Source organism: Nocardia grenadensis (genome assembly GCF_050942415.1).
In the GTDB taxonomy this organism is placed as follows: Bacteria; Actinomycetota; Actinomycetes; order Mycobacteriales; family Mycobacteriaceae; genus Nocardia; species Nocardia grenadensis.
In genome coordinates this window covers 6111945-6125360 of sequence record NZ_CP192054.1, presented here as the reverse complement: position 1 = coordinate 6125360, position 13416 = coordinate 6111945, and the positions used below count along the sequence as shown (strand labels likewise).

Annotated in this window: 10 protein-coding genes; 5 read left to right on the top strand and 5 right to left on the bottom strand. The window is 67.0% G+C overall.

All coding sequences use genetic code 11. The annotated features are described in order from the left end of the window. Window positions 1-98: 98 nt before the first annotated feature. Window positions 99-1421 (bottom strand): UDP-glucose dehydrogenase family protein, encoded by a 1323-nt coding sequence (locus ACQPYS_RS28005; protein ID WP_431939268.1) that lies wholly within the window; start codon window positions 1419-1421, stop codon window positions 99-101. 344 nt (window positions 1422-1765) lie between these two features. Between ACQPYS_RS28005 and ACQPYS_RS28000 the strand changes: the two genes are divergently transcribed. From ACQPYS_RS28000 to ACQPYS_RS27990, 3 genes are all read left to right on the top strand, one after another. Beyond that, entirely contained in the window at window positions 1766-2320 is a 555-nt protein-coding gene (locus ACQPYS_RS28000; protein ID WP_433491263.1) for a YdcF family protein, read from the top strand. 133 nt (window positions 2321-2453) lie between these two features. After that, entirely contained in the window at window positions 2454-3686 is a 1233-nt protein-coding gene (locus ACQPYS_RS27995; RefSeq protein WP_433491262.1) for an acyl-CoA dehydrogenase family protein, read from the top strand. After that, entirely contained in the window at window positions 3686-4831 is a 1146-nt protein-coding gene (locus ACQPYS_RS27990; RefSeq protein ID WP_433491261.1) for an acyl-CoA dehydrogenase family protein, read from the top strand. Before ACQPYS_RS27995 ends, ACQPYS_RS27990 begins: the two co-directional genes overlap by 1 nt. Before the next feature lie 101 nt (window positions 4832-4932). On the opposite strand, the gene ACQPYS_RS27985 is transcribed toward ACQPYS_RS27990, so the two are convergent. After that, complete coding sequence (locus ACQPYS_RS27985) at window positions 4933-5586, bottom strand: Uma2 family endonuclease (protein WP_431939264.1); 654 nt, start codon at window positions 5584-5586, stop codon at window positions 4933-4935. A gap of 53 nt (window positions 5587-5639) precedes the next feature. Beyond that, entirely contained in the window at window positions 5640-6416 is a 777-nt protein-coding gene (locus ACQPYS_RS27980) for a phytanoyl-CoA dioxygenase family protein (protein ID WP_433491260.1), read from the bottom strand. A gap of 171 nt (window positions 6417-6587) precedes the next feature. Between ACQPYS_RS27980 and ACQPYS_RS27975 the strand changes: the two genes are divergently transcribed. Then, window positions 6588-7019, top strand: coding sequence for a PPOX class F420-dependent oxidoreductase (locus tag ACQPYS_RS27975; RefSeq protein ID WP_433491259.1), 432 nt, complete (start codon window positions 6588-6590; stop codon window positions 7017-7019). A gap of 132 nt (window positions 7020-7151) precedes the next feature. Here ACQPYS_RS27975 and ACQPYS_RS27970 read toward each other — a convergent pair whose 3' ends face one another. Continuing rightward, complete coding sequence (locus tag ACQPYS_RS27970) at window positions 7152-10457, bottom strand: (Fe-S)-binding protein (protein WP_433491258.1); 3306 nt, start codon at window positions 10455-10457, stop codon at window positions 7152-7154. A 452-nt stretch (window positions 10458-10909) separates the two neighbouring features. Between ACQPYS_RS27970 and ACQPYS_RS27965 the strand changes: the two genes are divergently transcribed. After that, window positions 10910-11668 (top strand): hypothetical protein, encoded by a 759-nt coding sequence (locus ACQPYS_RS27965; RefSeq protein WP_063040789.1) that lies wholly within the window; start codon window positions 10910-10912, stop codon window positions 11666-11668. Window positions 11669-12145: 477 nt separating this feature from the next. On the opposite strand, the gene ACQPYS_RS27960 is transcribed toward ACQPYS_RS27965, so the two are convergent. Beyond that, a complete protein-coding gene (locus tag ACQPYS_RS27960; protein WP_084481675.1) occupies window positions 12146-13411 on the bottom strand; it encodes a S1 family peptidase in 1266 nt (421 codons plus the stop codon). Window positions 13412-13416: the final 5 nt, after the last annotated feature.

Sequence of the window (13416 nt, the reverse complement as noted above, 5' to 3'; positions counted from 1 at the left end):
ACGGCTCATCCCCCGAACCACTCTTGTCGACAGTACCGCCCCGCCCCGTCACCACGGGAGGCGGCAGCCACCGGCGTTGCCGAACCGGCCCCACGATGCTACGGGGTGCCCAGCCCGGCGTACACCCATCCGCCCGAACGCCAGGCGGCCCGATCGAGACAATTGCGACCGTCGATGAGCGAGCGTGCCCGCACCACGCCGTCCAGATCCTGTGGGCGCAGCCGCACGAACTCGTTCCATTCGGTGAGTACCAGCACCACATCGGCGCGTTCGCAGGCTTCCGCCACCGAGGTGGCGTAGTTGAGTGTGGGGAATACGCGACGGGAGTTCTCCAGGGCCTTCGGGTCGTAGACGGTGACGACCGCACCGTGCAGCTGGATCATGCCGGCCACATTCAGCGCGGGAGAGTCGCGCACATCGTCGGATTCGGGTTTGAAGGCCGCGCCGAGTACCGCCACGTTCGCACCGAGCAGTGACCCGCCGCAGGCCCGGGCCGCCATATCCACCATCTTGGTGCGGCGTCGCATATTGATGTTGTCGACCTCGCGCAGGAAGGCCAGCGCGTGATCGGCGCCGAGTTCCCCGGCCCGGGCCATGAAGGCGCGAATATCCTTGGGCAGGCAGCCGCCGCCGAAACCGACTCCGGCATCGAGGAAGCGGCGGCCGATCCGGGCGTCGTAACCGAGGGCGTCGGCCAGCACCGTGACATCGGCACCGGTGGCCTCACACACCTCGGAGACCGCGTTGATGAAGGAGATCTTGGTCGCCAAGAACGCGTTGGCGGACACCTTGACCAGCTCCGCGGTGGCCAGATCGGTGCGCAGGAAGGGGACCTCCGCGGCCAGTAGCTCCGCGTACAGCTCCTCGACCACCTCGCGTACCCAGGCCGACCGCTCGCGCTGCTCGTCCACGCCGAGCACCAACCGGTCCGGGCGCAGGGTGTCCTCGACCGCGAAGCCCTCGCGAAGGAATTCGGGATTCCACGCGACCTCCACTTCCACCGCGGTGAGGGCGCGGGCGCGGCGACCGAGCTCGGCGGCGGTTCCCACCGGGACGGTGGACTTGCCGATGATCACCGACGGGCGGGTGATCAGCGGTGCGAGCGTATCCACGACCGCGTGCACATATTTCAGGTCGGCGGCGTACTCGCCCTTCTTCTGGGGAGTGCCGACCCCGAGGAAATGTACGTCGGCATGGTCGGCCGCTTCGGCATAGGAGGTGGTGAACCTGAGCCGGCCCGCGTCGAGGTTGCGGCGGAGCACTTTCTCGAGGCCGGGTTCGTAGAAAGGAGTGACACCGTCGGAGAGTTTCGCGACTTTGCCCGGGTCGATATCGACCCCGATCACATCGTGCCCGAGCTCGGCCATACACGCTGCGTGCGTGGCCCCCAGGTACCCGGTTCCGAAGACTGTGCATCGCATGATCGATTGGTAATCCCCGCCGGTGCACACACCAGAAAACCGAGGCGAGGTGCCGGGCAACAGCAGATGTACACCGGGCGACGTTGTGCGCCGAACTGTGCTGATCAGTGCGTATCTCCACATTCGCTTCGGCAGGGGACGCCGCGGGTGCCTGCCTGTTCGCTTCGGCTGTGCGTTCGGCGCGCTCCGGTGGGTTCGTCCGGTCCCCGCGTTCTGTGCGTACCTCGGCGCGCGCTTCGGCCGGGAGCTCTGTGCTCGCCTGTGTGTTCGTTGCGGCCGTGTCCGGCCCGCGTGCCACACTTTCGTCCGGGCATACGCGTCCTGTGGATCTCTGTGGATGGACCGTGCCCGTTAGGATCGCGGCCGTGCGCCGCCGACTCGTCCTCGCCGCGGCGGTGGTCTCTGTCGTCGTGCTGGTGCTAGGACTGTGGCCGGTCTATGTGAGTCCGCAGCGTGAGGAGCCCGCGCCCGCCGATGCGATCCTGGTGCTCGGCGGCGCCCATGACGGGCGGGAAGAACTGGGGCTGCGGCTGGCCCGCGCGGGATACGCGCCGCGGGTACTGATCTCCAACCCGTACGAGCACAGTCCGCTGGTGAACCGGATCTGTCACGGTGGGTACAGCTTCGAGGTCATCTGCTTCGATCCGTCGCCACGTACGACGCGGGGGGAGGGACGCTATCTCGCCGATCAGGCGCGCAAGCACGGTTGGGATCGGGTCATCGTGGTCACCTTCACCCCGCATATATCCCGGGCCAGGTTCGTGTTGGGCAAGTGCTGGGATGGCCGGCTGCTGTTCGTGGACACCCGTCCGCGGCTGTCGGTGCCGCGCTGGGCCTATGACTATGCCTATCAGTCGGTGGGGTACGGGAAGGCGATTTTCGAGGATTGCCGGGAGTAGTCCGGAGAATTTCCGAAGCTGTGAGGGCACATGCCTTCAGTTTGACGCGGTGGCGGTGACCTGGCTACATTCGCACTGGCACCGGTAGTCGCCGGATCTGCTGCGACGACGCATGAAGCCTTCGGGAGCGGGTATGGATTACGACTGGTCGGAGGCCGAGCGGGCCTTCCGAGACGAGGTACGAGCGTTCCTGGCCGAGAAGCTGACACCGGAGGTGAGTACCGCGGGCCGGCTGATGACCAGTGTCTACTCGGATCACGAGGCGAGCCTGGAATGGCAGCGCATCCTGCACGAGCGGGGTTGGGCGGCACCGCACTGGCCGGTCGAGTACGGCGGCTGCGACTGGTCGCTCACCCAGCACTACATATTCAGCCGGGAACTCACCCTGGCCGGTGCCCCCGCGCTGTCGCCGATGGGTATCCGGATGGTCGCCCCGGCTCTGATCGCGTTCGGCACGGACGAGCAGAAGAACTACTTTCTGCCCCGCATCCTCACCGGCGAAGTCTTCTTCTGCCAGGGCTACTCCGAACCCGAGGCCGGGTCCGATCTCGCCGCGCTGAACATGTCCGCCGTCCCCGACGGCGACGACTTCCTCGTCTCCGGCAGCAAGATCTGGACCACCCACGCCACCGAGGCGAACTGGATCTTCGCACTGGTCCGTACCTCGCGCGGGGGCAAGAAACAGCAGGGCATCACCTTCCTGCTGATGGATATGACCGCGCCCGGTATCGAGATCCGGCCGCTGGTGATGAGCTCGGGCGAGCAGGTCCAGAACCAGATCTTCTTCGACAGTGTGCGGGTGCCCAAGAGCAATGTGCTCGGGCAGATCGACGACGGCTGGACCGTCGCCAAGTACCTGCTGGTCCATGAACGTGGCGGCGGCGCCATGGCGCCGGCACTGCAGGCCATGGCCCAGAACATCGCCACCGCCGCGGCCGGGCAGCCCGGCCGGGACGGTAACCCGCTCAGCGACGACCCGCATTTCGCGGCGCAGCTGGCCGACGCGCGCATCCGCACCGAGGTCCTGGAGGTACTGGAATTCCGGACCCTGGCCGCCATGGCCCAGGGCAAGGATCTGGGCACGTCCTCGTCCATGCTGAAGATCCTGTCCACCGAGCTCAGCCAGCAGCTCACCGAACTCGCGCTCACCGCGGCCGGCCCCCGCGGCCGGGTCTATCAGCCGCACGCCACCGCGCCCGGCGGCCCGATCGCCGAATACACTCCGCCCGCCGACGGCTACCTCAGCGGCGCCGACTGGCAGGCCGTCGCGCCGCTGCGCTATTTCAACGATCGCGCCGGTTCGATCTACGCGGGCAGTAATGAAATCCAGCGAAATATCCTCGCCAAGGCAGCACTGGGGCTCTGATGGACTTCACCTTCACCGACGAACAGCAGATGCTGCGCGACGTGGTCTCCGGTTTTCTCGCCGCCCGATACGACCTGGTGAAAAGTCGTACCGCGGTTAAATCCGGTCCCGGCTGGCAGCCCGAGATCTGGCGCGGGCTGGCCGAACTGGATGTGCTGGGCCTGACCCTGCCGGAGGAATCCGGGGGGTCGGGTGGCGGTCCTGTCGAAAGCATGATCATCGCCGAGGAACTGGGCCGCGCCCTGGTCGTCGAACCCTATGTGGACACCGTGGTGGTCGGCGGGGGTCTGCTGCGCCGCGCGGGGGGTGAGCGGGCCGGTGAACTGCTGCGGGGCATCGCGACCGGTGACGTCCGGCTGGCCTTCGCCGCGCTCGAACCACAATCCGGCGAAGTGCGACACGATGTTTCGACGGCCGCCCGCCGGGACGGCGACGACTGGGTGATCGAGGGGTCGAAGATCGTGGTCACCGGCGTGCCCGTCGCAACGCATCTGATCATCTCCGCGCGTACCTCCGGCGAACGTCGTGATCAGGATGGGATCTCGCTGTTCCTGGTCGAATTCGATCCCGCCGCCACGCCGGCCGGGGTCGAGGCGCACCAGTACCGCACCATCGACGACCGCGTCGCCGCCGACCTCACCTTCAGCGGGTTCCGGGTGCCCGCGAGCGCGTTGCTGGGCGACGAGGGACAGGCGTGGCCCGCCATCGACGCCACCATCGACGAGGCGATCGCCGCGGTCGCCTCCGAGGCCGTCGGACTGATGCGCAAGGTCTTGGACGATACCGTCGAATACACAAAGCAGCGGCAGCAGTTCGGGGTTCCGATCAGCAGTTTTCAGGCGCTACAGCACCGGATGGTCGATATGCTGATCGAACTCGAACAGAGTATCGCCGCCGCCTATCTGGCCGCCTACGCCGTGGAAGCCGAACCCACCGAACGGGGCCGCGCGGTTTCGGCCGCCAAGGTGACGATCGGCCGGGCGACCCGTTTCATCGGCCAGAATTCGGTCCAGCTGCACGGCGCGATGGGGATGACCGAGGAATTGGCCATCGGTCACTATTTCAAGCGCCTCACCGCCATCGAATACGAATTCGGTTCCAGCTCCGATCATCTCGCGCGCTATATCGCGGCGTCGAAACCTTGATCGGACCGCGCCGCGCTCACCCGTGCGCCCGGGCGCGGTGCGGAATGCCACAGAGCCGTGCGGCGATCTGCAAGAGGGGATCACCGCACGGCCCGATGGGCTCAGTACTCCAGTTCGGTCCAGGGAATATGGACCGGGAAGGGGAAATCGATCCGGACGCCGTCCTCGTCCTCGGGGGCCCACTCGCCGGCGACCAGGTAGTTTGCTGACCGCAGGGGACGGACGCCGTGGGGCAGTCGCCCGTGTTCGGTTTCCAGCACGTATGCCCGGACGGTCGCGATCGCGCTTTTTGCCTGCGCCAATGTGACCTCCCAGTACCAAGGAATTCCGGCGTCGGCGTAACGGGCTTTCTTGGCCTCGATATCGGTTCGGGTGTTGGTTGATGACAGAACCTCGCCGACCAGCAGTGTGTCCGGCGCCCGGACATCCTGGAATGGAGAAGGAAGACAGCGGAAGACAAGGAAGTCCGGAGTCAAGAAGTTGGACTTACCGCTGGTGTCGAGGAAGACATTGGTTTCCACATCCACCTGCCAGCATGATTCGGGCTGTTCGGACATGCTCTTGCGAGCGCATCGCTCTATCGCGTTCCGCATGCGCACGGTGAAACGCTGATGCTCGCTGGGCCCCCGGCGGAGCCATACCACGCGCCCGTCCCACAGTTCGATCCGCTCGGCGATCTCTTCGGGTAGCTGCTCGAGTTCCTCCCAGGTCATGTACTCGGGAAGCTCGGGCCGTTCGGTGTGCGGCAGGGACATGGCACTATCGTATGCCTGGTCAGGACCGTATTCGCCGCATCGATCGGGCCCCGTCACCCTATCGCGGCCCGGATCGCCGTCTCGACCGCCGAGAACGGCCCGGGCTCGGTGATACGCAACGGTTGCGCCGGCTCGAGGTTGGGCTGGGCCAGGAACCGGGGGTGGGATCCGCGGTTCGGCTGTCCCGCGTGGACCAGGAACGGGTGGCAGAGGTAGACGTCGCCGGCCCGGCCGGTGGCGTAGGCGGTCGGGAGGTCGGCGGTAGCCGGGTCGGCGCGGGCGGCGAGCTCGCGGGCGTCGAGACCGGCGTCGCCTTCCGGTTCGAGAATACGGGCCACCACTTTGTGCGAGCCCACCCGCAGCCGGGTGGGCGCCTCCAGCTCGCCGGTATCGGAGAACAGGAACAGCATGAGCAGCGCCCGGCCCTTCGAATGGATATTGATCCGCCAGCTCAGATAATCGGTGGGCGATGAATCGGGGCCGGGGAAACTGGCGTCGATATGCCAGCCGTCGAGGACGGCCGTCTCCTGACCAGGGAAGCGGATCACGAAACCGCCGAGACTACGGCGCGGCGTCCAGCGCCCGGGGCCCACGAGCGCGTCATAGGCCGAGCAGAGTCGCGGGGTGGCCGCGGCGGTGACGAAGGGTGTGTTCGGATAATCCGGCCGGAAGGCGGCCGGGGTGGGCCAGCTGCCGGGATCGTCGGGAGAAGCATCCAGGTCCCGCCAGATGATCTCGCGGCACTCCTCGGCGACTGCGCGCGGAAACGCGTCGGGGACGTGGATGTATCCGTTGTCGATGAAGGAGGCCACCTGTACGTCGTCGAGCACGGGCCCATTGCAGTCGGTGCCGAAGTGCCGCGCCACTGATTTTCCGGTATGCCGGGGTGCGTATCCCCGTGCGACAGCGCCCGCCGTACCCGCCCGAACCGATCTGTGCTGGTGGCCTTTGTTTCCATCGGTGCCGGAATACCGTTTCGTCCCGCCGACTTGGACCCGGATATGACGAGTTCGCAGTACGATCCGCGCACCCTGCTCAGCGAGAGCCGGCTCGGCGTCCTGGCCACCATCAAAGCGAACGGCCTGCCGCAGCTGTCCCCGGTGACCCCCTACTACGACCGCACGGCCGAGATCATCTATGTCTCGATGACCGAGGGCCGCGCCAAAACCGTGAACCTGCGCCGTGATCCGCGGGCCGCGCTGGAGGTCACCCGGGCCGACGGCTGGGCCTGGGCGACCGCGGAGGGCACGGTCACCCTCACCGGTCCGGGTACCGATCCGCACGGCCCGGAAGTGGAGGCGCTGGTGGACTACTATCGGAATGCGGCCGGCGAACACCCGGACTGGGACGAGTACCGGACGGTCATGGTCTCCGACCGCCGGGTTCTCATGAAACTCGCGGTGGAGAACGTGTACGGCGCGGCTTTGCGCTGAGCCCGCACACCGCGGTCATACCGGCGGCTGTGCGTCTCTCCTTCGCCCAGTGGCGATTCCGCGGGCAGGCCATTACATATAGCAGGGCCCGGCGGAACTCCGCCGGGCCCTGCTAGGCGTTCCCTGTTCCGGTCAGCCCTTGCGCCCCGGTGCCTTCGCACCGGACTTGAAGCCGAGCGCACCCGGCTTGGCCTGCGGCGGGGCCGCGCCCGAACCATTGCCCGCGCTGCCGTTACCGGAGGCTTCGGGGGCTTTCTCCGCAGTGGCCTCGGGCGCGGATTCGGCCGTCTCTTCCGTGGCCGGTTCCGTGCCGGTCGTGGCCGGAGCCGGTTCGGCCTCCGCGGGAGCCGGGGTGGATTCCGGTTCCGGCGAGGCGGGGGCCTTGGCGCCGGGCGCCTTGGCACCCGGGCGTTTGAACCCGGACTTCATCGCCAGCCCCTTGGCCGGTTTCGACGGCTTGCTCTCGGCGGGTGCCGCCGCGGCGGCCTGCTCGGCCGCCACCGTGTCCGGTCCGGCCGCATCCGGTTCGGCCGGGGCCGCGGATTCGGTCGGAGCGGTGTCGGGCTTCGGCGCGGCGGCCGGGGCCTTGGCGCCGGGGCGTTTGAATCCGGACTTCATCGCCAATCCCTTGGCCGCGACCGTGGGCTTGGTTTCGGTCGGCGTAGTACTCGCATCGGCCTCCGCAGGGGCTTCGATCGCCGGTTCGGCGGCCGAAGCGGGCTTCTCGGCGGCGGGGGCCTTGGCTCCGGGCGCTTTTGCCGCACCCTTCATGGCCAGGCCCTTACCGCCGGGCGCCTTGGCGGCACCCTTCATCCCCAAACCCTTCACCGGCGGAGCCTCGGGCGCCCCGGTGGCCGCCTCCTCCGCCTCCGGGGCGGTTTCGGCCTTGGCTCCGGGTGCTTTGGCCGCACCCTTCATCGACAAACCCTTACCACCGGGCGCTTTCGCGCCGCCCTTCATACCGAGACCCTTCGCGGCCGGAGCCGCCTCCTTCTCCTCGGTCTCGGCCGCGGGGGCGGCAGCTTTGGCGCCAGGGGCCTTTGCGGCGCCCTTCATACCCAAACCCTTACCGGGTGCCTTGGCCGGGCCCTTCATGGCGAGTCCGCCGCCCTTGGGCGCCGCTTTCTCGGCCGCCGGGGCGGCTTCGGTTTCGGCGGGGACGGGCTCGGGTTCGGGTTCGGATTCCGGCTCGGGTTCGGCCTTGGGCTCCTGAATCACCGTGAGGTTGGCGGTCAGCCGGTCCGGCTGCTGCCGCTCGATCGACTCGAGCATCAGCTGCGCGACATCCACGACCTCCACGCCCTCGCCCTGACCGGACTCCTGACGGGCGGTCACGCCGTCGGTGAGCATGACCCGGCAGAACGGGCAACCGGTGGCGATCTTGGCCGGCGAGGTGGTCAGCGCCTCGTCCACGCGGTCGATATTGATCCGCTTACCCAGCTGCTCTTCCATCCACATGCGGGCGCCACCGGCACCACAGCACATGGACCGTTCACCGTGCCGGGGCATTTCCACCAGGGTGGACCCGGAGGCGGCCATCAGCTCACGCGGTGCGTTGTAGACCTTGTTGTGCCGGCCGAGGTAGCAGGGATCGTGGTAGGTGACGTTCTGCGAGACCGGGGCCACCGGGACCAATTGCTTACCGCGCACCAGCCGGTTCAGCAGCTGGGTGTGGTGCACCACCTCGTAGGTGCCACCCACCTGCGGGTATTCGTTGTTGAGCGCGTTGAAGCAGTGCGCGCAGGTGACGACGATCTTCTTCTTTTTCTGCTCGACACCCTCGAATACCGAGTTCAGCAGTTCGATGTTCTGCATCGCCAGCTGCTGGAAAAGGAATTCGTTACCCGCGCGCCGGGCGGAATCGCCGGTGCAGGTCTCCTCCTGGCCGAGGACCATGAATTTCACCCCAGCGGTCGCCAGCAGTTCGGCGACGGCCTTGGTGGTCTTCTTGGCGCGGTCCTCGTAGGCGCCGGCACAGCCGACCCAGAACAGGTACTCGTAGCCGTCGAAGCTGTCGGCGTCCTGGCCGAAGACCGGGATATCGAAGTCCAGCTCGTTGATCCAGTTGAGCCGGTCCTTGGCGTTCTGGCCCCAGGGGTTGCCCTTGTTCTCCAGGTTCTTGAACAGGCCCGCGAGTTCGGACGGGAAATCCGATTCGATGAGCACCTGGTAGCGGCGCATATCGATGATGTGGTCGACGTGTTCGATATCGACCGGGCACTGCTCCACGCAGGCGCCGCAGGTGGTGCAGCTCCACAGCACCTCCGGGTCGATGATCCCGTTCACCTCGTGGTCGCCGACGAGCGGGCGCTCGGCCTCGGCGCGGGCGGCCTCGGAGATCCGGGCCAGCTTCTTCTCGTCCGGGTTGCCCTCGCCGTCGACCAGGCCGACCTCGTCGCCACCCATATCCTTGCTGCCGCCGGCCAGCAGATACGGCGCCTTGGCGCGGCCGTGGTCACGCAGCGACATGATGAGCAGTTTGGGTGACAGCGGCTTACCGGTGTTCCACGCGGGGCACTGCGACTGGCAGCGGCCACATTCGGTGCAGGTGGTGAAATCCAGCCAGCCCTTCCACGAGAAATCCTCCACCCGGCCGGCACCGAGGGTGTCGGCGTCCGGGTCGACGTTCTCCATATCCAGGGCACGGCCCTTGGACATCATCGGCTTGGCCGCGCCGAGGGCGACATCACCGTCGTCCTCACGCTTGAAATAGATGTTGAAGAAGGCCGAGAACCGGTGCCAGGCCACACCCCAGGTGATATTGCGGCCGACGAAATAGAGGAAGGCCATACCGGACATCAGCTTGATGAAGGCGAAGATCGACACCAGGGTCGGGCTCGCCGGCAGCAGCTTGGCCACCTGCATGGTGAAGAAATCGGTACCGGCGTGGGCGTGCCCGTAGGTGGCGAGCTTGCCCGCCTTCACGAAGATCATGCCCAGGCCCTCGAGCAGGACGATGGCCTCGATCACATAGGCGGGGCCGAACGCGGAGCCGCTGAAGCGGGAGAGCCGCTCGGGCACCCGCGGATGGTTCAGCTGGCGGATGACGATCAGCGTCACGATGCCGACGACGGTTCCGATACCGAGGATCTCGTCCCACAGGTGATAGATCGCCGTATTACCGATCAGCGGCCAGTGGAAGGACGGGTCGAAGGTCTGACCGTAGGCTTCGAACCAGAGGATCGCGCCGCCCAGGAAGCCGATCATCACGAGCCAGTGCGCCCAGCCCACCGTCCGGAACTTGTTCATCCGAGTGTGCGCCAGGAACTCCACCAGCATCTGTTTGAAACGCGGGAAGAACGGCCGCCAGCGGTCCGGGGCGGGCTGGCCCAGCATGATGGCGCGGACGATATCCCGGACGCCGCCGAAGAACGACGCCCAACACAGCAGGCTGAGCGCCGCTCCCAGGGTGCCCAGCGTCACTGTCAGGGCATTCATGTCGCGACCTTTCTTTCGAAGCCACACGAGGTACGAGGAATTGAGCAGTACCCCGTCCGGCTCGTATCGTAACCGCCAGTAAGTTACCCACCAGTAACTAATGGTGTCCACTGTACGATCCGCGTCGGCCCGCGATGGCATCTGCCTGGGCTTATATGCATAGATCGCGTCGTGATCAATATCACTCTTTTCAGTTCGTCGCCCGAATCGCAAAAGGGCTGATTAACACCGTAAAGGGCGCGCTCACGCGGGGCGTGATAAGGCCACACTTACCCTGTTGCTTCTTACGTTTGGGAAACGAATCTCGCCATTTGGCAGTGGATTCGACTACGCTCAGCCCGATCTATCAGGAACCGTGACATCTCATAACGCTCGGGTGAGGATTTCGGGTCGCGTCCCCTCGCGGGCCCCTCGCGTGCGGGATGTGACGTCCATACCCCGATTGGAACTGGATGAAACTCGCGAGACCTACTGCGATTGCAGCAACGGTCATTGGTTCGCTCACCCTGGGCTGGGGCACCGCGCACGCCCAGCCGGCGGCTCCCGCACCGAAAGAGCCGGTCAACTACGCCGTGCAACTCGTCGAGAAGACGGTTGTCGCCACCCTGGGTGGCGGCACCTTCTCCATCGTCGAGAAGGAGCAGGAGCCCCTGGCACAGGACGGCGCCGTCTCGGAGGCCGAGCCGGTCGCGGAAGTAGACAAGACCCAGGTACTCGAGATCAAGGACAAGGCCGGCGACGTCGTCGTCTCGATGCCGCTCGAGTTCACCGCCAACGGAACTGCAATTCCGGTGAAATCAGAGGTCAAGAAGGACGGCACCGTCCTCGAGATCATTCCGGAGAAGCCTGCCGGACTGGCCACGGACCAGCCCTTGGCCGTGAAGGCCATCGCCTCGCCGTCGGAAAACCAGCAGGCCCAGAACGAGTTTTCGAGCAACTTCGGCGTTGCGACGGCCATCGGCGGGTTTGTGGGCACCGCGATCGGTGCCGTTATCGGCTGCGCCGTGACGATCGTGGCCGGCTGTGTTCCCGGACTGCTCACCGGTGCGGGTGTAGGCGGGATTCTGGGCACCATCGCTGTCGGTGGTCCGACGCTGGTCGCTGCGGGTATCGAGCTGATCAACACGCTGCAGGCGCCGGCGGGTACGACCAAGTGGGCCAACGACGGCAAGCCCGTCATCCAGGAGGAGCCCGCCCCCGCGGAGAAGTAGGGCCCCCGGTCACCGAAGTAACCAAAAGGGTCGACAGCTTGCCGCTGTCGGCCCTTTTGTCTGTTCGCGTACAGAAAGATGCGTAACGGGGGGTGGCCTACTGCTGTCATCGCGCGACGGGAGCCCCGGACGGGGTGTGTCCGTCCGGGCCGTCACCCGCTGACCGGGCGATCGGACTCCGGCTGTGTGCGCAAGTGAATGAAGAAGCACAGCTTGCCCTGCCTCGGGCGCGGTAACAGCGCGACGGCCGGAGTCTCCGCACCCCAACCCCGCGGCCGTCGGGCTCGACCTCGTGGGCCGGTCGACGGCGGCAGATCGGTAGCAGGGAGTCCCGGACAGGCGAGAGGGCCGGCAGCGCAGCGCTGCCGGCCCTCTCGTTGCTCGATGCTCGATGCGAGTCGCACCCACGGGTGCGGTGCCGATATTCCGCTCTCCGCGCCGAGCCGGGTGCGGCCGGCGCGGAGAGCGGAACGACCTCTAGCTCGTGCGGATGCGCAGGCCCGGGTTGTCGGAGAGCACGACGCTCACCGGCTGCGCGAACAGCTGCGGGGCGTTACCGGTGAGCACGCCCAGGATGTTGGGGATCTCGCAGATGGGGTAATCGGCAACCGAGGAGGCACTCGAGATGCCCAGGGCTTGGCGTCCGGTCACAATCGGCCCGCCGCTGTCGCCGGGGAGGGCGCAGATATTGGCGGAGAAGCTCTGGGTGAGCTGGCGGTCACCGACCTGGACGGTCTGATCCACGGCGTTCACCACACCGCAGCTGAACCCGGTACGGGAACCCGATTTGCAGACCGGAGCGCCGACCACCGGGGTGGCCACGCCGTCGACCGCGATCGGGGCCGCGCCGGGCACCTTGACCTGATTGTTCTGGAAGCGGCCCGCGGCGCCGTCGGCGATACTCATGATCGAGTAGTCCTGGGCACCGAGCACCGACTTCTGGTAGGTGGCGATCTGTGGGCCGACCTTGTTGCCGCCGAGGGACTCGTGCACGCCGGCGGCGCCGACATTGTTCAGATCGGGGTTGCAGTGCCCGGCGGTGATGTTGACGGTGTTGCCCGCCGGACCGATTGCGTTGAAGCCGAAGGAGCAGCGCAGCGAACTGTCGCCGGCGATGGCGGCGAAGCCGTCACCGCCGCCGATCGCGGCGTCGCCCGCCTCGGCGACCGCGGACGCCTGAGGCAGCGTTTCGGCCGCGACCGGCGGGGCCATGACGATGACACGGGCCGGATCGATGAAGTTCGGCATGGGCAGGCCGACCTTGTCGACGCGCACCGCGATGCTGTTGTTCACGGTATCGATGACGACACCGCGCACCAGGGAAGACACCGCTTCGGGCTGGCCGTCGAGCCAGCGTTCGAAGGCGCTCTTCTCGCCGCGGAGCGTCGTTTCGCTCTTGGCGACATTGCGGACCACGAATCCGCTCGATTCGGCCGCGCCGCGGGCTTCGTCGCCGCCCGGGCCGTTGGCCAGGGCCACCACTCCGCGGCCCTGCTCGTCGAGCCAGGCGCCGCCGAACACCTGGGGGAACTGACGCTGGGCGGTGGTGGCGAAGGCCGCCACCTGCTGCGCGGTATCGGCGCGCGCCAGGTACTCCTCGGGGGAGATGTGCAGATCTCGGTTCAGCGCCGCCACCAGGTCGGCCGGCAGGCCGACACCCGGGTCGGGGGCGGCCGAAGAGAGCGCCGCGGTCGGGCCGAACAGCAGGACTGCCGCCGAGGCGGCGACCGCGGCACGTTGCATGCGTT